The organism is Bradyrhizobium sp. 61 (assembly GCF_023073075.1).
In the GTDB taxonomy this organism is placed as follows: domain Bacteria; phylum Pseudomonadota; class Alphaproteobacteria; order Rhizobiales; family Xanthobacteraceae; genus Bradyrhizobium; species Bradyrhizobium barranii.
Window position 1 is genome coordinate 29,665 of record NZ_JADPIU010000021.1, and the last position, 18,948, is coordinate 48,612.

The window sequence follows — 18,948 nt, forward strand, 5'->3', positions numbered from 1 at the left end:
CACGCTATTCGACAGGAGACTGACAATGACCAAAGGCAGCAATTTCTGGGTGATCGGCGGCGAGTTCGGTTCGATGAACTTCCACAAGCTCGTGGAAGGCTCGGCCCAGGTGCAGGGTCCGTTCAAGACCCGCAAGGAAGCCGAGGATGCCTGGCGCTCGGTCTCGGAAGAGAACCGCCACAAGGCCGGCGTCCGCTTCTCGATCGTGGAAGAGCCGTCGCGGGTTTCGGCCTGACAATCTGAACTAAGAAGACGTCCAAGGACGGAGGGTCCCATCCGGCGCAAGCCGGGTGGGATCGTCTGTTTCTGGGACAGGTCAATCGGCTGTGGGCGCCGTAAGTCTCTGGAATTGTGGACCCTTTGCGGAGGGTGTGGTTGCTGATAGGTTAATGGCGTAAAGTCGAGGACGAGGCCGACAATGTCAGAGCCTGAGACCAGCGGGACCCATCCCAGCCAGCCGCGCCCGGTGCGGCTGCGCGACGCGCTGCTGCGCGCACGGATCGAGGCCGCCGACCGGACCGGTGTGGTCGTCGATTTGCGCGATGCCGAGGTGGCGCGGCTGGAGATCCTCAACGACGCGCTCGATCCCCTGTTCGCGCAGGTGCCCGACAAGATCGACCTGTTCGATCGCGGCATCAGCCAGGGCGATACGCCCAGACTCTGGATCGATGTCGTCGCACACATCATGATGGGGCGCGACAAGCGGATGTACCGCTTCGTCCAGGACACCCGCTTCGGCCGCATCGTGCTCGCCGAATCGCACGACACCGCCGCGATCGTCGAAGCCGTGACGGACTACGTCGCCCGCCGCATGATCGAGCGCGAGCACGCCATGGTGGTGCCATCAGAGCCGAAGCCCGCGGCCGCCGAGCCGCCGCGCCGCTCGCGCCTCTGGCCGTTCGTGTTCGGATTCATTTTCGGCGCGGCCGCCTTGTTCGGCCTCGCCGTGCTGGCGGCCCTGCGGAGCTGGTGAGACGCTCGCCGTCGTCATTGCGAGCGCAGCGAAGCAATCCAGGAATCTTTCCGCGGAGAAACTCTGGATTGCTTCGCGGAGCCTGTCATCGGGCCGCGCTTCGCGCGGACCCGTTGGCTCGCAATGATGGCGAACTAGATCAACCTTGCCTGCGTGATCTGTCGGATCTGAAATCCGGACCCGAGGCCCCGCACCGTCTGCTCGCAGCGCCAGCCGGCATTGTCTTTCTCGATCGTGAACAGGTTATACGCTGCCGCCGGGTAACGCCCGTGGGCGAGCGCGGAGGCCGACGGCACGCCGACCGCGGGGATGTTGCCGTTGGGGCCTTCGAACCACATGGTCGAATGAATGTGGTCGTGCCCGTGCAGGATCAGCTCGACGCCGTGACGCTTGATCAGTGCCAGCAGCGCGGCCGCATCGGTCATCCGTTTCTGGCGCGCGCCGGACTTCAGGGGATGATGTACCAGCAGCACGCGGAAGGCGTCCTCGGCGGCGAGGCGGTCGAGGACCGCCTCGAGGGACGCGAGCTGATCGCGGCCGAGCGTGCCCGTCGCCATCAGCGGCAGGGTCGGCACCGCCGTGGACAGGCTGATCAGCGCGAGCGGCCCGCGCCGGCGTACGCCCGGAAAGCCGATGCTGCCGTCGTCGCCCGCAAGATAGGGTGCAAACGTCTCGCCGAAGCGGTGAGAGGTGGCGCGGACATAGGCATCGTGATTGCCGGGAATGGTGGTGACGCGGTCGGGCGGACCGACGCCGTCGAGCCAGGCGCGCGCCGGCGCGAACTCCGCCTCCAGCGCCAGATTGACGAGATCGCCTGTGACCGCGATGTGGTCGGGCGTCTGCGCCTGGACGTCGGCGACGAGCGCGTCGAGCACCTCGCGGCGCTGGTACTTGTGCCGGTTGCGCGTCCAGTTGACGTAGCCGAGCGCGCGCTTGCCCGCGAGCTCGATCAGCCGTGGCTTCGGCAACGGCGGCAGATGCGGGTCGGACAGATGGGCGAGCGTGAAGGGGGCCATGGCGCGCGATTGCCTCGCTATTCGTCCGCTGTAATGGCAAGGTCGCGAGGACTGTGCAAGCGGGGCCCGGGCAGGGGCCTCTTGGGAGTCTTCTCGGGAGTTTTCTTGGGAGTTTCTTTGGGAGCCTGATGGGGGATCGTCTGAACAGCGTCCGACGGACATTCGAGCCGCTGCTGCGGCGAATCTTCCACGCCTATTTCCTGCTTGTCCGCGGCATGACGCTCGGCGTCCGCGCGGTGGTGCTGGATTCCGAGAACGGGGTGTTCCTGGTCAGGCACAGCTACATCACCGGCTGGTATCTGCCCGGCGGCGGCGTCGATCTCGGCGAGACCATGGAGCAGGCGATGCGGCGCGAGCTCAAGGAGGAGGGGGACATCGATCTCACCGGTGACGCGGTGCTGCACGGCATCTTCCTCAACAGCCACGTCTCCCGCCGCGACCACGTCGCGGTCTATGTCGTCAGGCAGTTCAAGCAGGATCGCCTCCCTGAGCCCAACCACGAGATCGTCGAATGCGGATTCTTCGCGATCAATGCGCTGCCCGAGGGCACCACACACGGCACGCGGCAAAGGCTCGCGGAAGTGCTGGATGGCAAGACGCCGACCGCGACGTGGCGTTAAAGGAATTTGCCACTTTAGCGATGTGACGTTGAAACGATGTGACGTCGAAGCGGCCTGGCCGAATCCTCAAGCCCGAACCGGCTGCCCGATCCCCAGCAAGTTACCTTCGCTGTCGCGGAACCAGGCGCCCCGCTCGCCAGTACCCTTGCTCGGATAGTTTCCCGCGATCTCCGCAATTCCATCGACGGTCTTCAAGCCGGGCAAATCATAGTCCTCGAACGCGACGCCGCGTGTGCGAAGTTCGCGAACGGTTGCCTCGATATCCTCGACTTCCCACCCCATCTGCGTGTGCGTGCCGGATTGCGTGCCGGCCGAGACGAATATCGCAAACTCGCCGGCCGCACAGACGTAACGGAGCCCACCCTCGCGCTGTTCGACCGGCTCGAGCCCGAGCTTTTCCGAATAGAACGCCCGCGCGCGGTCGAGGTCTTTGGCTGGAAGCCGGGTTGCCACTTTCGCGTTCTTCAGCATGCCCGCTCTCCCTGTCTTTGCCTCGCGACGACGCTGGATTTCTTCGGCTACGCGGTCATGACTCGACGCCCTGACGGCCCTGCTTCGCCTGCAGCTCCAGCACCAGCAGGCTCTGTTCCTGGATCAGCGCGCAGTTCTGCCGCTCCAGCCTGTGCAGTCGCGCCGTCATGTTGTGCATGAACGCGAACACCACCAGGAACAGGGCGCCGAACATCACGACGAACGGAAACACGACGCCGGTCAGATGGCTGACGAGATAAGCCAGTGTTGGAAACAGCGTGAAGCCCGCGGGGATGATCGCCACCATGGACAGCATCAGGAAGTCATAGAGATCGAACTTGCCCTGCATCGTCTTGCGCAGCAGCACCAGCATGTAGATCAGCGCAAAGGCGGAGATGACGACGACCGTCTCCGGACTTGGAAGGGCATCTGTCACGGCTGCCTCCTCAGAATGTTCGACGAGATGATGAGACCACAAATCGGGGCGGGGACGCTCGGCGTCATGACGCCCTCACGAGGCGCGCGAGCAGGATATAACCGAGGACCCGGATCATGTAGCTCGCCGACTTCAATCCGTCGATCGAGCTGACGCCGGTCTCCCGCGCCCGCATCTCGACCGGAACTTCGCTGACCGTGAGGCCTGCGCGCATGGCCCAGGCCAGCGAGATCGGTTCCGGAAAATCCGTCGGATACGCTTTTGCGAAGAAGGCGATGGCGGAACGGTCGAGCAATCGCATGCCGCTGGTCGGATCGGTGATGCGGCCGCCGCTGAAGAGGCCGTTGAGCGCGAGCACGATCAGCCTGATGCCGGCGCGCCGCATGCGCGTGGAGCAGAAACCGGCATGGTCGATGAAGCGGCTTCCGATGGTGATGTTGGTCGGGTCGTTGCGATAGGCCTCCAGAAGCGTCTCGATGGCGCGCGGATCATGCTGCCCGTCGCCGTCGATCTGGATGCAGAAATCAAAATCCTGACGCGCCGCGTATTTGATGCCGGTCTGCACGGCGCCGCCGATGCCGAGATTCTGCGCGAGGCGGGCGACCGGCGAGCGGCAGCTTGCCACCGCGGATGTCGCGTCCGACGAGCCGTCGTCGACGACCAGGGTGTGGTAGCCGCGGCCGGTTGCTGCGATCTCGCTCAGGAGACCGCCGACCGAGGCCTCCTCGTTGAAGCAGGGAATGATGATGAGGACTCGCGACGTGCCCTGCTGCGGTGCGGCAGCACCGCTGCGGCACGTGTCAGTTGAACCCAAGCCCAGTCCCGTATCGGCCACGTCTGCCTCACCTCCAGAATCCCCACTTTGCTATACTTGCCGGTGCTTTTCCTGTACAGGCGGCGGGCCATTTCAAGCTGCGGGGGCCGCCCGGCGAATGCCGATGAGAGCTGTCAAAGTATTTTTTTCAATTGTGTTTCTGGCAATTCTGGCCAGCAACATCAGGCTGACCTCGCATTGGAGCGAGAGCCGCGGCGTCTATGACGACATCTGCTATCTCAGGCAGGCGCATCTGTTCCAGCGCTTCGGCTGGCAAGGGCTCGACACCAGCCTCGCCCGTGAAACCGACGGCTATCTCGCGGCCAAGTTGCGCAGTATCGATTTTCCGAACTGGAACGAACCGACGCGGGCACCCTGCCACACCGAAACTGCCGACGGCAGCAAATGGGTGATGACGCCGCCGCCGGGCACGGGCTTCGTGCTGGCGCTGTTCCCGGAGGGGTTCCAGGTCGTTCCGCTCTATATGCTGGCCAACGCGATCGTCGCCGGCCTCGCGCTGTTCGGCTTGTGGCGGGCGCAGGAGAAGGTCGGCTTGACGCTCGCCGCGTTGCTCGGCGCGCTCTCGATCTACTTCATGATCAATCCGACCAAGGCGAGCTATTCGATGGCGCCGACGATGGTCGTCTGCGCGCTGGCGGGTCTGTTCACCGCAAGACTGTTCGTCGATGAAGGCCGGCGCCGCCTGCTGATGGTCGCTGCCGTCGGCGTGCTGCTCGGCCTGTCCGCGAGCTTTCGGATCGCCAACGTGGTTCTGTCGGCCGGCTATTTCCTGTTCTTCGGATTGTCGTTCCTGATCTGGCGTACCCGCGAGACGTTCGTTTCAGGACTCGCGCTCGGCCTTTCGTTCCTCGTCGGGCTGTTGCCGGTGTTCGCGGCGAACCTGGTCAACTCAGGCAATCCGCTGGTCTCGGCCTATGGCGGCCAGGATACGGCCCCGCGGAGCCTCGACCCGGCCGTGCTGTTGGCCTATCTCCGCGACACGCAGTTCCCGTTGATCGTGATCGCCTGCGTCGGGACCGCGCTGTTGTGGCGCTTCGCCGGCCCTGGCGGCGTCAGGAAACTCGCGTTGCTGGTGGCGGGCAATCTCGCGCTGAATCTGGCGTTCTTTGCCACGCATCCGGTCTTCACGCAGTACTACGTCATCCCGATCCTGATGCTGTCGCTCTGGACGCTGCTGTTCGCGGCCGTCCTCAGCCGCGGCCCGGCACAGGGTTTTATCGCCCACGAGGCCGATGGACCGCGGCCGTCTGAGATGTTATCCCGCATCTCGCATTGACGCGTTTTCCTGACGCGAACCTGAAACCACTTCGCGCATGCCGACATGACCGATCTCTCGCTCACCATCCTTCCGGAAGCCGCCGGCGACGCCCAGGCGATCGAACGGCTGCACGAGCGCACCTTCGGCCCCGGCCGTTTCGTGCTCAGCGCTTACCGCATTCGCGAGCACGTCGACCATCTGCTCGAATTGTCCTTCACGGCCCGCATCGGCACGCTGCTGGTCGGCTCGGTCAGGCAGTTGCCGGTGCTGGTCGGCGAGACGCAGGCCCTGCTGCTCGGGCCGCTCACCGTCGAGCCGCCGTTCCGCGACCGCGGCATCGGCCGTCTCCTGATGGAGCGCGCGCTGAAGGACGCCAAGGAGAAGGGGCACCGTCTGGTGCTGCTGGTCGGCGACGAGCCCTATTACAGCCGCGTCGGCTTCAAGCCGGTGCCGAAGGGCCGCGTCACCATGCCGGGCCCGGTCGACGCCGCGCGCGTGCTGGTGTTCGAGCTCGTCGACGGCGCTTTCGAGGGCGTGTCGGGGCAGGTAACGCCCGACTGGAGCAAGGCGCGAGGCTAGGGCTACGATACCTCTTGCGGAGTATCCATGATGCAGGTGCGGCCCGCTGATCCCGGTGAAGTCGATCATCTCGCTCAGCTCTGGCACGATGCCTGGCATGGGTCGCATGCCTCGCTTGCACCGCCAGAACTGGTCCGCCTCCGCACGCTCCCGAATTTTCGCGATCGGCTGGCGGTCATGCTTCCCGACATCCGCGTCGTCGGCCCGGCCGGCGCGCCGCTCGGCTTCTGCGTCGTCAGGGCTGACGAATTGTATCAGCTCTTCGTATCGCCGAAGGCGCACGGCGCGGGCGTGGCCGCGGCGCTGATCTCCGACGCAGAGGCCCGCCTTGCTGCGCGCGGCGTGGAGCTGGCGTGGCTGGCCTGCGCCGTCGGCAACGCGCGCGCTGCGCGGTTCTACGAGAAGAGCGGTTGGCGCAACGCCGGCACCTTCGTGATGATGACGGACACCTCGAACGGGCCGTTCCCCGTCGATCAATGGCGCTTCGAGAAGCGGCTGACGCGCAGCCCGTAGCCCGGATTTCGCTCCGCTCCATCCGGGCTACGGCTCACTCAACGCGCCTTTGCCGGGGCCCGCGGGCCCCGGCTGTCGCAAGGCTAGAACTTGAAAAGGCTAGAACTTGAAGTTTGCAAACGCCCGCACGCCGATGCCGGGCATCAGAACCTCGTCCTTGGTGTAGGACACCGAGTTGCGGATGTTTTCGTTGAGGAGATTGTTGCCGACGATGCCGGCCGTCATCTCGCGCGCGCCGAACAGACGCGGATCGAGCTTGGTCTTGTAGCTGACCTCGGCCTTCAGCAAATTGTAGCCCGGCGTTGGCGTCTCCGCGATCACGGCGACGTTGTTCTGCGCGAAAGCGTGTAACAGGTTGACGCGCATCAGCCAGTTGTCGTCGCGCCAGAACACGCCGCCGCCTATCCGCAGCGGCGGAATACGCGGCACGTTGGTGCCGTCGGTGAAGGTGGCGCGCACCACGTCGAACTGGTTCTCGATGCCCCAGATGCCGCCCTGGAATGCGCCGACGTCGAGCTGCGACTGGAATTCGCCGCCGCGGAAATTGGCATTGCGTTGCGAATAGACGGCCTGGTTCAACTCGGCGCCCGGCGTGCCGCAGGACGCGAAACTGTCGTCGCACATCACGCCGGTGAGGCGGCGAAAGATGAAATTGTCGAAATGCGTGTAGTAGACGGTCGCCTCGAACCGGAACGGCCCCGTCGCCTTGCGCAGTCCAACCTCGACCGACTCAGCGGTCTCGATCGTGAGGTTCGGATTGCCGATGTCGAACGTCGCGGTCGCATCATGCGCACCGCGCGAGAACAGTTCGGCCGGCTTCGGCGCGCGCTCGACATATTGTGCGGTGATGCTGCCGACCATGCCGCCCGGCAGGTCCTGCAACAGGCCGATGCTGCCGCTCTTCGGCGTGAAGGACGGATTGCGTGCGATGCCCACCTGCGGCGTGCCGTCGGGTAGATAATCCGGCGGGAAGTTCGGCGTCGTGCCGTGCAGCTCGACATGCTCGATGCGGCCGGCGATCTGGGCTCGCGTCGCGTCCGTGAACTTGAACTCGTTGAAGGCGTAAGCGGCAACGCGGGTGTTGTTGTTGGGGTCCCACAGGCCGTTGAACAGCGTACCGGGATTGTCAGGGCTCGGCGCGGTCAATTCCTGATGGCCGACCTGAAAGCCCAGCGCCGTCGTCACCTCGGCGAAGCGCGCGTTGAACGGCATCAACTGCACCTCGGTGCGGATCTCCTGCTCCTTGTTGGTGAAGGTCTGCCGCACGCCGTCGGTGTTGGGATCGGCGGGATCGGCAAGGCCGATCTCGTTGTGTCGATAATCCGTGGCGCCAGCCCAGAAGCGGATGGTGTCGATCGCGGCGGCATCGGGCCGGTACTCGCCCTTGACGTTGATCTTGGTCTGGTGCGCGTCGATCCGGGTGTTGTGGTCGGCGCCGTCGATGCCGGGGATATGGTAGAGCGAGTCGTTCTGCGTGATCGACGCGCCGATATAGCCGCCCTGGAAGAAGTAGGAGCCGCCGATCGAGGCGCCGTCCGTGCGCGACGCCGAATTGGGCTGGCGCCCGTTTGTGATGGTCCGGGTCTGGTCGGTCAAATAGGGGTAGCTCGGGATGCCGTAATCCGTCGTGTTGCGGCCGTAGACGTCGGCATGGAACGCGAAATTGCCGGCGCCGGTGTCGAGCAGCACGCCGCTCTCGACACCGCGATCGACCGAGCTGAACGCGGAACGCGTCTCGGCCGTGACGCAGGGCGATGTCCCGGCGGTTGCGAGTGGCGCCTTCACCGGCATGCCATAACTCTGGAACGGCTGGGCACCGCAGGTTGGCAGCGCGTCCGGAATCCGGTTGTTGGTCGCGCTGACGACGCCGCCGATCGAGGTCGAGCCGTAGCGCAAGGCGGCCGGCCCGCGCACCACCTCGACCTGGTTGGTCGCGAGCGTATCGATCGGGACGAAGTGATCCTCGCCGAGATCGGATGCGCCGTTCGCATTGGTGCCGTTCTCGACGATGCCGACACGGTTGACGTCGAGGCCCCGGATGATCGGCCGGCTGGAGGCGCCGGGCGCAAAGCTCGAGCCGGTGATGCCAGGCTTGGAGAACAGCAGATCGCCGAGCTGGCCGCCGCCCTCGCGGCGGATCTCCTCGTTCGGCACCACGGTGACGGTGGCGAACTGGTTGGTGACGATTGGCAGCACGCCCTGCTGGGGCGTGGCGGCCGTCGCTGGCGCCGCCGGCGTTGCTTCCGCCGCGCGTTGCTGGCCGCGCGACCGTCCGGTGCGCGCGACATGGACCGGGCTGCGGGTCGGCACTACCCTGCGCACGATCGGGCTCGGCGCCGTCACGGTGACGGCGGGGATCTCGGTCGATGATTTATCTTGCGCAGGCTGTTGTACCGGCTCTTGGGCGAGCGCCGATGTGGCGGCGGCGCCGAGCAGGAGCAGGCTTGCTCCACCCAGACGCTGCGCGCGTCGCAATTCAAATGACATAGTCCTGATTCCAGTCAGGCGCCGTCCGCAAGATTTGGTGCTGATCGGAGGCAGCCTGCCGTCGCAGCGCGACGGAATTCGACTTCAACTTCTCCCGTGCGTTCGCCTGAAAGCGGCGAGCCGGGCGTGATCAAGTGATGTCTGGAGTCAGGACGCGGGAGGGGCGCGGGGCTGGAACGCCGTGCCGGCCGATTTCAGATGGACGAATTCGGCATCGGTGGTGAGCTGAAGCAGCTCGATCGCCTGCGGCAGCAGGAGCACAGGCGGCGTCGCGGATACGACGGTACCCGCCATCGCGACCACGGCGCAGATCGCGCAATTGTCCTCTCCCGGCTGCTCCCGGTCGGGGCCGGCGGGCGATTGCTTCTGGACCGCGGCGCGGTCGATCGAAGCGATGCTCTTGCCGCTGTCGGTCTGCTGGAGCGAGGACTGTGCGAGGGGCGCGGCCTGGGCGAACCAATGGCTGTGGCCGAACGTCAACGCGAACTGCACCAGCATCGCGAACAACGCGAGCCGGGCGCCGTGCCTGATATTCGACCGGAACCACTTCATCTGGAAAAGCCACCCCACATCGCGAGGATCAATTCCCCTGATCTCGCGATGTTATAATGTAACATCGCAGTATCGATCAGCGGATGTCAACAGCGAGCGGACCAACGCGCGCAGGCAGCCGAACCGATGTGTCGTTCGGGCAACGGTCTAATAGCACCCACAGCGCCTGACTAGGGCGGCGAGATAAAACGACGACCATGCTCCCGGCACTCCGCATTGCATCGCTTCATCACCAGCACTCGAGAGCATCCCAGTTCACCACGCATAACGAGCCGTCCCTTTGCTCGCGTAGCTGCGGGTCACACCCCTCTGCGGCCTGATTCAAGTCTCGCCAGTATCGCGCTCCCGCCGAAGAAAGCGAGCACGACATTTCTGGCAACTTCCGAGTGGATCGACGCGCGTATGTCGCGACTGGGCTGCCGGAGGGTTAGTGCACCGGCGTCACAAATATTTTCAATAATATTTACGAGATTTTGCTTGAAATGTTAGGATTGTTGGATTATATATGAATCACGCTTCGGACTGGCCGACGCGATTTCAGAACGAAAGGAAAATTGAATGGATTTTGACTCTAGGTATCAGGACGAAAAGAACGGTCCCTTGAAAAAGGACCTGCGCGATCGTCTTAGGCGCTTCCGTAGCTTCTTCACGCTGGCTGAAATTGGCGACACCCTAAAATTCAGTGGACCGTTCGTCAGTCAACTCCTCAACGAGAAAAACCCCGCACGTGTGGACAGTAAGCACATCGAGCGTATTGTCCGCGCGATCGAGGAAGGCGAGGTGAAGCACGCGAAGAAATTGGGACTGAACAAGCCCCAGCATCAGAACGGTTCAGCACCGCATGCGCCCGCTTTTGACGAGAAGCAGACGTTGGACCACCACCTTGCCGCAATTGACGCGCTTGGCTGGAAGATCACAGGACTTCAACGCAAGGACTGATCTTAGTATCTCGACGAATCGGCGGGTCCTCATTAAGGGCCCCCCGTTTTCATTAGTCTTGGAGCGTCCAGTACTTTGATACGGAGCGGCAGCTCTTCAACCGGCACTCGCGCCGCACGCGGCATTAGACTGATTACCAGTTGCTGTGGGAATGCAGTAACATCTCGCCTGAATGAAACGAAGGGCTACCGATAGTGGCGAAGGAAGCCGAGCCAAGGAAGCATCACTATGTCCCGCAGTATTATCTGCGCAATTTTGTAGGCGAGAAGGATATGCTGCTCGTCTTTGACCGACAGACCAAAGAGCCGTACCGCTCCAAGCCTCATGGCGTCGCGGCACAGCGCGATTTCAACCGGATTGAAGTCGAGGGCTTGGAAGTCAACGCCGTCGAAAAGTTAATGGCGGAGTTCGAGGGGGAGACTGCTCCTCATTTGACCAATGTCATAGAAAGAATGTCTCTTGCAGATGAAAAGGACCGGTCAGCAATCGTTAATCTGATGGCTGCAATGACGATACGCAATCCGAAGCGAAGGAAGGAGATGAGTGGCGCAATGGATCGAGCGACGCGCCATTTGCTCGGAAAGACAGAACGGTACGACGCCTACGTCGCCAAGATGAAAGCTGCCGGAAAACAGCCGGAATTTTCCCTCCGAGAATTGCGCAACGAACTGAAGAACACGAACTTTGCTCCGTCGAAGGAAGGAATCATGGCTGCCGAGATCGATCAACATGATCATGTGACCGAGCTACTGTGGAATAAGAAGTGGCAGGTGATGGTCGCGTCTGATGATTCCGGCGGGTTCGTAACGACCGATGATCCGGTCACCATTCGCTGGACGGATGGGCAAGAGCACGCTGACCGGCCCGGCATTGCCGATCCCAATTCTGAGATTGTCTTCCCACTGTCGACTATGTTGACTCTTCGGGGCCGCCCAGAGGGCGCAGAGGGCGTGGTAACTGCTGACGCTGCGATGGTCGCAGAGATAAATGATCAGATCATCGCCGGTGCTTCCCGGCAAGTATTTGCCTACAACCATTCCTTCAAGTTCGCCCGGGGTGAGGAGCAGAGGAGCGGCGCAACGCTCAACCAGGACGAACAGTTCCTTCAACAGAAGAAGCCTGCGGGTGACAGCAAAGTCGTCGCCCTCAAAGCGAATTAGAGCTTTTGAACGCTTCAGGACAGGTGTTCTACTCCGCGGTCGAGCCTCCACGTAGCTGAGATAAAGCTCGAACGCCATCACGCTGGGCGCGGAGCGCGGCTCCATGCTGCTGTTGGCCGCCTGTCAGGGATCGGGGCGATATGCCGAAATGCGACCAGAACGTAGTTGAGGGCCGACCCATGCTTCAGCGCCCTTCGCGGACCCAGGTCGCGGCAAACGCGCCGAGCAGCAGCAGCAGGCCGATCAGGCCGGCGAAGATCGGCAGCACGCCGACGCCCTTCACGACACTGGCGTCACGCATCCGCACGCCCATCCAGCCATCGCCGGCGAAGACGCTCGCCGAACGCACCGGCACGATGCGCGGCAGCTCGACGCTGGTGCCGTCGACCACGCGCACGGCATTGCCGCCGGTCGCCTGCGTCAGCGGCTTCAGCGTTTCGGTCGTCGAGGTGACTTCCGAAAACTCCTTCGGATTGGTCGGACCGACATTGATCAGCGCCTTCAGCGTGCCGTCGGTCGCCTGCCACAGGCCAAGCTCGCTGGCCGGCAGGCTGGCGCGCCACTCGCCGGGATCGGCAGGCGCGAGCGTCAGGTCCTGCGACACGCCCGACGGCGAGGTCACGCTGACCGGCTGGACGCTGTCCGACATGGTCTGGCGCACCACGACGATGTCCTTGCCCTGCACCTGGAGGCGCAGTGCCTCTTCATCGAGGTCCGGCTGCTTCATCAGCCAGTGCGACATCCGCCGCAGCAGGTCAAGATGCGGGCCGCCGCCTTCATAGCCGCGCGCCCACAGCCAGATATGGTCGGAGAGCAAGAGCGCGACGCGGCCCTCGCCGAAGCGCGACAGGAACAGGAGCGGCTTGCCGTCGACGCCCGTCATCACCGGCGGGTTGACCGCATTGCGGGTGTCGACGGTGCGGAAGAAGCGGCTCCAGCGCGGCGGTTCGCTCGCGGAGCCCTCGAGGCCGCGCGTGACCGGATGGCGTTTGCCGATTTCCGACAGATGCGCATAGAACGGCTTTTCCGTCACGCCGACCGGCTCAGCCGGCAGCACCGAATCCAGCGGCGTGCGCCAGATACTGGTGTTGGAAGCATAGTCCGGGCCGGCCGAGACCAGCACCGCGCCGCCCGCGCGGACATAGCGCGCGATGTTGTCGAAATAGGCGATCGGCAGTACGCCCTGGCGGGCATAGCGGTCGAAGATGATCAGCTGGAATTCGTTGATCTTCTGCTGGAACAGCTCGCGGGTCGGAAACGCGATCAGCGACAGCTCGTTGATCGGCGTGCCGTCCTGCTTCTCCGGCGGACGCAGGATGGTGAAGTGCACGAGGTCGACGCTGGCGTCGGACTTCAGCAGGTTGCGCCAGGTGCGCTCGCCGGAATGCGGCTCGCCCGAGACCAGCAGCACGCGCAGCTTGTCGCGAACGCCGTCGATGGCGACGACCGCGCGGTTGTTCACCGGCGTCAGCTCTTTCTCGAGCGGCGAGGCCTCGATCTCGACGATGTTCGGGCCGGCGTGCTTGATGTCGACGTCGACGCTTGCGCTCTGGCCGCTCGATAGCGTGCGCTCGCCCAGGACCTCGCCGTCCCTGCGGATCGTGACCTTGGCGCGCTCGCCGGAGACGCCCTGGTCGTCGAGGCGGTAGGTGATGGTCTGGGTCTGCCCGACGATGCCGAAGCGCGGCGCGGCCGTGATCGCGATGCGGCGGTCGCGCTCGTCCTTCTGCCCGGTGATCAGCGCGTGCACCGGCGCCTGGAAGCCGAGCCCGGCGGTGTTGGCCGGGATGTCGTGGACCCGGCCGTCGGTGATCAGGAACGCGCCGGCGACGCGGTCGACCGGCACGTCCGACAGCGCGGTGGCCAGCGCCCCGAATAGTTTTGTGCCGTCGGTCTCGCCATCGGCCTGTCCGGCGTCGACGACGCGGACCTCGAGGCCCTTGATCTTCTTCAGGCTGTCGACCAGCGCTTCCTGCGCTTGCGCGGCCTCGCGATTGCGGTTGCCGAAATTCTGGCTCGGGCTCTTGTCGACCACGACGGCGGCGACCGAGGTGAGGGGATCGCGGTCCTCGCGGGTGAAGGAGGGATTGGCGAGCGCCAGCAGGAATAGTGCCAGCGCGGCCACGCGCACGGCTGCGCCGCGCGCACGCGCCACCAGCAGCACGAGCGCAACGACGACGATCGCGGCGAGCGCGAGCCACAGGACGATCGCGGGAACAAGCGGCGTGAACGCGATGCCGTAATTCATGTCGATCCTATTGCCCCAGCCGTTCGATCAGGGCCGGTGCGTGCACCTGGTCGGCCTTGTAGTTGCCGGTCAGGGTGTACATCACGATGTTGGCGCCGGCGCGGTAGGCGAATTCGCGCTGGCGGGCGTCGCCGCCGGACATCGGCAGCATGAACTGACCGTCGAGCCGCTGCGCCCAGGCGCCGGCCAGATCGTTCGAGGTGATGATGATGGGCGAGACGCCGTCGCCGCCACGGGCAGGCCGCTGCGCGCTGTCGTCGTCCTCATCGCGCGGCAAGGCCTCGACCCAGGTCTGGCCGGTGCTGAAACGGCCCGGGAAGTCGCGCAGCAGGTAAAAAGTCTTGGTCAGCACGTGCTCGCGCGGCACCGGTTCGAGCTCGGGCACGTCGAGCGACGACAGGATCTCGCGCAGCGTCTGCATGCCCGGGGTCTGTGCGGCGCCGTTCTCGCCGGGCGGCGCCTCGATCGCGTCGCGGGTGTCGAACAGCACGGTGCCGCCCTGCTTCATGTAGGCGTCGATCTTGTTGATGGCATCCTGCGGCGGCTTGGGCGCGCCCGGCACGATCGGCCAGTAGATCAGTGGGAAGAAGGCGAGCTCGTCGCGTCCGGGATCGATGCCGACGGGATCGCCGGCCTCCAGCGCGGTGCGCTGCGCCAGGAATTGCGTCAGACCGGACATGCCGGCCTTGACGATGGAATCGACGTCGGCATTGCCGGTGACGACATAGGCGAGGCGGGTTTGCGACACCGCCTTCATGGCGAACTCGTCGGACGCGCCATCGGCGCGCGACGGCGCGGGCGCAAGCGACACCAGGCCTGCAAGCGCCAGCCCGACGACGATCATGGCTGTCGCGGCGCGCCGCCGCAGCAGCGCGGCGATCCCGCCGCCGAGCACCGCGACGATGATGGCGTCGATCAGGAACAGCGCGAGCGCCGTCGACAGCAGCCAGCCGCGCAGGTCGCGCGGTTCGGCATTGGTGTAGGTCGCGTGCCGGGCGCGCAGGCCTGCGGTGTTCAGCGCGGCGATGCGGTCGGAAGCGGCGAGCGTGTTCACGGCGAGCGGTCCTTCTGCCGGACCATAGAAGCCGGGCGGATGATCAGGCGTAGCGCGGTCGCGATAATCCGCGGGCAGCGGCTTTGCGGTGGACGGCGGCGGACCGAACGCGCCGAAGCCGTCGAGGATGTGCAGCGGCGCCACCGTCTCGGTGCTCGCCTCGGCAGCGACCCCGGGCCCGGGCTTGGCGGTGTAGCCGGACATGTCGACGACCCGGCGCAGCATTTCGACGAAGGTGCCCGACATCGGCAGGTCAGACCAGCGCATGTCGGCGCTGACGTGGAACAGGCTGACCAGGCCCTTGCCGCGATGCTCGCCGGTGACGAGCGGCGTGCCGTCTTCCAGCGAGGCCCAGCTCTTGGTGGCGAGCACCGCGTCGGGCTCGGCCAGCACCTGGCGGTTCACGGTGACGTCCTTGGGGACTGCGACGCCGGCAAACGGGCCGTTCGCCGCGAAGGCGGCGAGATGCTGCGGCTTCTCCCAGGTCAGGCTGCCGCCGAGCGTGCGGCCGCCCTTGCGCAGCTTGACCGGCACGAGATCGTCCTCGGCCTGCGCGAGCCTTGGACCGGCGAAGCGCACCAATACGCCGCCCTGGTCGATCCAGGCGTTGAGGCGCTCGCGGATTTCAGGGGCGACGGTGCCGACATCGGCGAGGATGATCATCGGCAGCTTCTGGTCGAGGAATTGCGTGATGCCCTGCTGCGGCGAGCCCCGGTCGGCGAGCCGCACGTCGGCGAACGGCGCCAGCGCACGGGTCAGGTAGAAGGTCGGCGCCAGCAGCGGCTGCGCGGTCTCGCTGGTCGTGCCGGTGACGATGCCGATGGCGCGGCGGCGCCACCGCTTGTCGAGCAGTTGCACCGCGCCGGCCGAACGCTCGCCCGATATATCGAGCCGCGTGATGTCGTTGCGCAGCTCGACCGGCAGGTCGAACGAGGCTTCGGTTTCCTTGTCCTGCGGGCCGAACGAATAACGCGCTTCGCCGATCGGTGAGGACTTCTGGTCCAGCGCGCGCACGGTGCCGACGGCGATGCCGCTGTCGGTGCGCAGCACCTTCACCGTCATCTTGGCGGCGGCGTTCTCGGCGGCGACGAGCGCCAGCGGGGAGGACGTGCCGCCTTCGAACACCGTCAAGCTGCGATCTCCGATGGTCTTGCCAAGGCCCTGCACGAAATCCTCGCCACGGCCGGTATCGACGCCATCCGAGAGCCAGGCGATCTCGCAGTCGCCGGTGGCCTTCAGGAAACGGTCGATGGCGGTCAGGGTTTCAACGCGATCGATCGAGTAGGGCTTTGGCGCGAGCTGGCGCAATGCGACGCGCGCCGCACCCGCCGGCATCAGGGTGATGTCGCGGTTCGGCTCGGACAGCGGCACCAGCGCGATGGCGCGGCGGTCGTTGTTGGCATTGGCGATCAGCTCGTCGGCGGCCCTGACCCTGACATCCCAGTGCGATGCGGCGCTCCAGCCGTCATCGAACATGATCATGAGCGGCGCCTTGCTGCCGGCGGCGCCCGTTTGCGGATTCCAGATCGGGCCGGCGGCGGCGAAAATGACGAGGGCCGCAGCCAGGAGCCGCAGCGCGGTCAGCCACCACGGCGTCCGCGAGGGCGTCTCTTCCCTTGGCGCGATGTCGAACAGCAGGCGCGTCGGCGGAAACTCGATGCGGCGCGGCCGCGGCGGCATCACGCGCAGCAGCCACCACAGCACCGGCAGGCTGACGAGGCCGATCAGGAGCAGCGGTTCGGTGAAGGCGAGCGGCAATCCCATCATGCGGCCGGCCCCACCTTGATCGTCGTGGTGCGGGTGCCCGACTTGCTCACCTGCATGCCGGCATGCAGGAACAGCAAGAGCTCGGCGGCGGAGCGGTCGGTCGCGTGGGTGGTGAACAGCCAGTTGAGCCTGCTGGTCTCGGCGCGGATCTGGTCGCGGTGCAGCGCGAGCCGCGCGGTGTAGTCCTGCGCCCAGCTCTCGGCGCGGCCCGCCGTGATCACGCCGAAGCCCTCGGGCTCGACGAACTCGACGCGGCCGGAATAAGGGAACGACTCTTCGGCGGGATCGACCACCTGCACCATCGTGCCATGCGCGCCGGAGCCGGACAGGCCCGCGAGCGTGGATTTGATCTCCGCGATCGGCGACCAGAAATCCGACAGCACGATGATCTCGGCGAGCGCGGAAGGGACGAAGGACGGCGGCAGGCTCAGCCGGTCGGCATCGTCATGCAGCATCGCCTGCGCCATCTTGTCGATGACGCTGCGGCTCGCGGTCGGCGCCATCAGTCCGGGAATGCCGACGCGTTCGCCGCCCGAGACCAGCAGCTCGGCCAGCGCGAAGGCAACGATCAGCGTCCGCTCGAGCTTGGATTCGCGCGCCTGCTTTGAAGCGAACGCCATCGAGGGCGAGCGGTCGGGCCAGATCCAGACCGTGTGCGAGGCTTCCCATTCAAGCTCGCGCACATAGAGATGGTCGTCACGCGCCGAGCGGCGCCAGTCGACGTTCTGCGCCGGCTCGCCGGAGACGAAGCGGCGGTATTGCCAGAAATTTTCGCCGGAACCGGCGCGGCGCCTTCCGTGCAGGCCGTGGATGACGTTGGCGGCGATACGGCGGGCTTCGAGCACCAGGCGCGGCAGCGAAGCGGCGAGCGTACGGCTTTCGCCATCGGCACGTCGGATCGCGATGATCTCCTTCGCTGTGTGCCCGTTGTCTGCGGCCATCAACCGATCCGAGCCTTCAATTGTTTGATCACGTCCGGAATCGTGCGGCCTTCGGCGCGCGCCTGGAACGTCAGCGCCATGCGGTGCTTCAATATGGGCTCGGCGAGGTCGAGCACGTCGTCGATCGAGGGCGCCAGGCGTCCGTCGATCAGCGCACGTGCGCGCACGGCGAGCATCAAGGATTGGCTGGCGCGCGGGCCGGGACCCCAGGCGATGAACTTGCCGGTCTCGCCGCTCTCCTCGCCTGGACGGGCCGAGCGGACCAGCGACAGGATCGCCTCTACCACGGAATCTCCGACCGGCAGACGGCGGATCAGCCGCTGCGCGGTGATCAGCGCATCTGCGTTCATCGATCCCTTCGCCAGCGTCTCCTCGGCACCCGTGGTCTCGAACAGGATGCGGCGCTCGGCGTCGCGATCGGGATAGTCGACGTCGATCTCCATCAGGAAGCGGTCGAGCTGGGCTTCCGGCAGCGGATAGGTGCCTTCCTGCTCCAGCGGGTTTTGCGTGGCGAGCACGTGGAACGGCTTCGGCAGGTCGTGACGCGCGCCGGCGACGGTGATGTGCTGCTCCTGCATCGCCTGGAGCAGCGCCGACTGCGTGCGCGGGCTGGCGCGGTTGATCTCGTCGGCCATCAGCAGCTGCGCGAACACGGGACCGGAGATGAAGCGGAAGGAGCGCTTGCCGGCGGTGCTCTCGTCGAGCACTTCGGCGCCGAGAATGTCCGACGGCATCAAATCGGGCGTGAATTGGATGCGCTTGGCGTCGAGGCCCAGCGTGATGCCGAGCGTCTCGACCAGCTTGGTCTTGGCGAGGCCGGGCACGCCGATCAGCAGCGCATGACCGCCGGAGAGGATGGTGACGAGCGTGTTCTCGATCACCCGATCCTGGCCGAAGATGACGGACGCGATTGCGTCTTTCGCCGCGCGAATCTGGCTCGACACCTGCTCGGCCGAACGGACGATTCCGTCTTCCAGTTTCTCGACACTTTCCGCCATCCGTCAGCTCCTTAAGTCCGCCACGCGGCCCGCTTGCGTCGTCAGATCATCACAAGTCGCACATGGGCCCTATGCTAGACTTGCAGGAAGGCCATGTATTC

General features: G+C 65.3%; 18 protein-coding genes. 8 read left to right on the forward strand and 10 right to left on the reverse strand.

From position 1 onward, the window contains the following. Positions 1–25: 25 nt before the first annotated feature. Positions 26–235, forward strand: coding sequence for a hypothetical protein (locus IVB46_RS08725; protein WP_008137787.1), 210 nt, complete (start codon positions 26–28; stop codon positions 233–235). Between the two features lie 183 nt (positions 236–418). Beyond that, positions 419–973 (forward strand): hypothetical protein, encoded by a 555-nt coding sequence (locus tag IVB46_RS08730; protein WP_247314386.1) that lies wholly within the window; start codon positions 419–421, stop codon positions 971–973. A 134-nt stretch (positions 974–1,107) separates the two neighbouring features. Here the strand turns inward: IVB46_RS08730 and IVB46_RS08735 are convergent, their stop codons facing one another. Then, positions 1,108–1,989: a metallophosphoesterase gene (locus IVB46_RS08735; protein ID WP_247314384.1), complete on the reverse strand. Its 882-nt coding sequence runs from the start codon at positions 1,987–1,989 to the stop codon at positions 1,108–1,110. A gap of 128 nt (positions 1,990–2,117) precedes the next feature. Between IVB46_RS08735 and IVB46_RS08740 the strand changes: the two genes are divergently transcribed. Beyond that, the gene (locus IVB46_RS08740) at positions 2,118–2,609 is read left to right on the forward strand and encodes an NUDIX domain-containing protein (protein ID WP_247342497.1); all 492 of its coding nucleotides are present in this window, start codon (positions 2,118–2,120) and stop codon (positions 2,607–2,609) included. Positions 2,610–2,675: 66 nt separating this feature from the next. Here IVB46_RS08740 and IVB46_RS08745 read toward each other — a convergent pair whose 3' ends face one another. The 3 genes from IVB46_RS08745 to IVB46_RS08755 form a co-directional block, all read right to left on the reverse strand. Further along, the gene (locus IVB46_RS08745; RefSeq protein ID WP_135216908.1) at positions 2,676–3,080 is read right to left on the reverse strand and encodes a VOC family protein; all 405 of its coding nucleotides are present in this window, start codon (positions 3,078–3,080) and stop codon (positions 2,676–2,678) included. 55 nt (positions 3,081–3,135) lie between these two features. Continuing rightward, positions 3,136–3,516 (reverse strand): DUF2304 domain-containing protein, encoded by a 381-nt coding sequence (locus tag IVB46_RS08750; RefSeq protein ID WP_247314380.1) that lies wholly within the window; start codon positions 3,514–3,516, stop codon positions 3,136–3,138. A 64-nt stretch (positions 3,517–3,580) separates the two neighbouring features. Beyond that, positions 3,581–4,330 (reverse strand): glycosyltransferase family 2 protein, encoded by a 750-nt coding sequence (locus IVB46_RS08755; RefSeq protein WP_247314377.1) that lies wholly within the window; start codon positions 4,328–4,330, stop codon positions 3,581–3,583. 124 nt (positions 4,331–4,454) lie between these two features. Here IVB46_RS08755 and IVB46_RS08760 point away from each other — a divergent pair, with 124 nt between their 5' ends. From IVB46_RS08760 to IVB46_RS08770, 3 genes are read left to right on the forward strand one after another with little or no spacing between them, the layout of a single operon-like run. Continuing rightward, complete coding sequence (locus IVB46_RS08760) at positions 4,455–5,627, forward strand: hypothetical protein (RefSeq protein WP_247314376.1); 1,173 nt, start codon at positions 4,455–4,457, stop codon at positions 5,625–5,627. Between the two features lie 45 nt (positions 5,628–5,672). Then, the gene (locus tag IVB46_RS08765; RefSeq protein ID WP_063986635.1) at positions 5,673–6,188 is read left to right on the forward strand and encodes an N-acetyltransferase; all 516 of its coding nucleotides are present in this window, start codon (positions 5,673–5,675) and stop codon (positions 6,186–6,188) included. A 30-nt stretch (positions 6,189–6,218) separates the two neighbouring features. Then, positions 6,219–6,701, forward strand: coding sequence for a GNAT family N-acetyltransferase (locus tag IVB46_RS08770; RefSeq protein WP_247314658.1), 483 nt, complete (start codon positions 6,219–6,221; stop codon positions 6,699–6,701). A 99-nt stretch (positions 6,702–6,800) separates the two neighbouring features. Here the strand turns inward: IVB46_RS08770 and IVB46_RS08775 are convergent, their stop codons facing one another. Both IVB46_RS08775 and IVB46_RS08780 read right to left on the reverse strand, forming a co-directional pair. Next, positions 6,801–9,188, reverse strand: coding sequence for a TonB-dependent receptor (locus tag IVB46_RS08775; protein WP_247314373.1), 2,388 nt, complete (start codon positions 9,186–9,188; stop codon positions 6,801–6,803). Between the two features lie 147 nt (positions 9,189–9,335). Further along, positions 9,336–9,740 carry a DUF2946 domain-containing protein gene (locus IVB46_RS08780; RefSeq protein WP_063985167.1) on the reverse strand — a complete coding sequence of 135 codons (405 nt, stop codon included), beginning with the start codon at positions 9,738–9,740 and terminating at the stop codon, positions 9,336–9,338. Between the two features lie 558 nt (positions 9,741–10,298). Between IVB46_RS08780 and IVB46_RS08785 the strand changes: the two genes are divergently transcribed. Both IVB46_RS08785 and IVB46_RS08790 read left to right on the forward strand, forming a co-directional pair. After that, entirely contained in the window at positions 10,299–10,679 is a 381-nt protein-coding gene (locus tag IVB46_RS08785; RefSeq protein WP_247314371.1) for a hypothetical protein, read from the forward strand. Between the two features lie 194 nt (positions 10,680–10,873). Beyond that, entirely contained in the window at positions 10,874–11,839 is a 966-nt protein-coding gene (locus IVB46_RS08790) for a DUF4238 domain-containing protein (RefSeq protein ID WP_247342501.1), read from the forward strand. Between the two features lie 184 nt (positions 11,840–12,023). Here the strand turns inward: IVB46_RS08790 and IVB46_RS08795 are convergent, their stop codons facing one another. From IVB46_RS08795 to IVB46_RS08810, 4 genes are read right to left on the reverse strand one after another with little or no spacing between them, the layout of a single operon-like run. Beyond that, positions 12,024–14,087: a hypothetical protein gene (locus IVB46_RS08795; RefSeq protein ID WP_247314369.1), complete on the reverse strand. Its 2,064-nt coding sequence runs from the start codon at positions 14,085–14,087 to the stop codon at positions 12,024–12,026. 7 nt (positions 14,088–14,094) lie between these two features. Beyond that, positions 14,095–16,908, reverse strand: coding sequence for a DUF4159 domain-containing protein (locus IVB46_RS08800; RefSeq protein WP_247342505.1), 2,814 nt, complete (start codon positions 16,906–16,908; stop codon positions 14,095–14,097). Continuing rightward, positions 16,905–17,849, reverse strand: coding sequence for a DUF58 domain-containing protein (locus IVB46_RS08805; RefSeq protein WP_071916190.1), 945 nt, complete (start codon positions 17,847–17,849; stop codon positions 16,905–16,907). The genes IVB46_RS08800 and IVB46_RS08805 overlap by 4 nt, the downstream gene beginning before the upstream one ends. Next, positions 17,849–18,847, reverse strand: a complete 999-nt coding sequence (locus IVB46_RS08810) for a MoxR family ATPase (protein WP_071916189.1) — start codon at positions 18,845–18,847, stop codon at positions 17,849–17,851. Before IVB46_RS08810 ends, IVB46_RS08805 begins: the two co-directional genes overlap by 1 nt. Positions 18,848–18,948 lie beyond the last annotated feature (101 nt).

What these genes read in the sequence shown, in the direction of transcription:
- IVB46_RS08770 (WP_247314658.1), top strand. Translation starts at nt 6,219, where the DNA reads ATGCAGGTGCGGCCCGCTGATCCCGGTGAAGTCGATCATCTCGCTCAG.
- IVB46_RS08800 (WP_247342505.1), bottom strand. Translation starts at nt 16,908, where the DNA reads ATGATGGGATTGCCGCTCGCCTTCACCGAACCGCTGCTCCTGATCGGC.
- IVB46_RS08775 (WP_247314373.1), bottom strand. Translation starts at nt 9,188, where the DNA reads ATGTCATTTGAATTGCGACGCGCGCAGCGTCTGGGTGGAGCAAGCCTG.
- IVB46_RS08810 (WP_071916189.1), bottom strand. Translation starts at nt 18,847, where the DNA reads ATGGCGGAAAGTGTCGAGAAACTGGAAGACGGAATCGTCCGTTCGGCC.
- IVB46_RS08725 (WP_008137787.1), top strand. Translation starts at nt 26, where the DNA reads ATGACCAAAGGCAGCAATTTCTGGGTGATCGGCGGCGAGTTCGGTTCG.
- IVB46_RS08785 (WP_247314371.1), top strand. Translation starts at nt 10,299, where the DNA reads ATGGATTTTGACTCTAGGTATCAGGACGAAAAGAACGGTCCCTTGAAA.
- IVB46_RS08780 (WP_063985167.1), bottom strand. Translation starts at nt 9,740, where the DNA reads ATGAAGTGGTTCCGGTCGAATATCAGGCACGGCGCCCGGCTCGCGTTG.
- IVB46_RS08745 (WP_135216908.1), bottom strand. Translation starts at nt 3,080, where the DNA reads ATGCTGAAGAACGCGAAAGTGGCAACCCGGCTTCCAGCCAAAGACCTC.
- IVB46_RS08795 (WP_247314369.1), bottom strand. Translation starts at nt 14,087, where the DNA reads ATGAATTACGGCATCGCGTTCACGCCGCTTGTTCCCGCGATCGTCCTG.
- IVB46_RS08805 (WP_071916190.1), bottom strand. Translation starts at nt 17,849, where the DNA reads ATGGCCGCAGACAACGGGCACACAGCGAAGGAGATCATCGCGATCCGA.
- IVB46_RS08740 (WP_247342497.1), top strand. Translation starts at nt 2,118, where the DNA reads ATGGGGGATCGTCTGAACAGCGTCCGACGGACATTCGAGCCGCTGCTG.
- IVB46_RS08730 (WP_247314386.1), top strand. Translation starts at nt 419, where the DNA reads ATGTCAGAGCCTGAGACCAGCGGGACCCATCCCAGCCAGCCGCGCCCG.
- IVB46_RS08735 (WP_247314384.1), bottom strand. Translation starts at nt 1,989, where the DNA reads ATGGCCCCCTTCACGCTCGCCCATCTGTCCGACCCGCATCTGCCGCCG.
- IVB46_RS08760 (WP_247314376.1), top strand. Translation starts at nt 4,455, where the DNA reads ATGAGAGCTGTCAAAGTATTTTTTTCAATTGTGTTTCTGGCAATTCTG.
- IVB46_RS08765 (WP_063986635.1), top strand. Translation starts at nt 5,673, where the DNA reads ATGACCGATCTCTCGCTCACCATCCTTCCGGAAGCCGCCGGCGACGCC.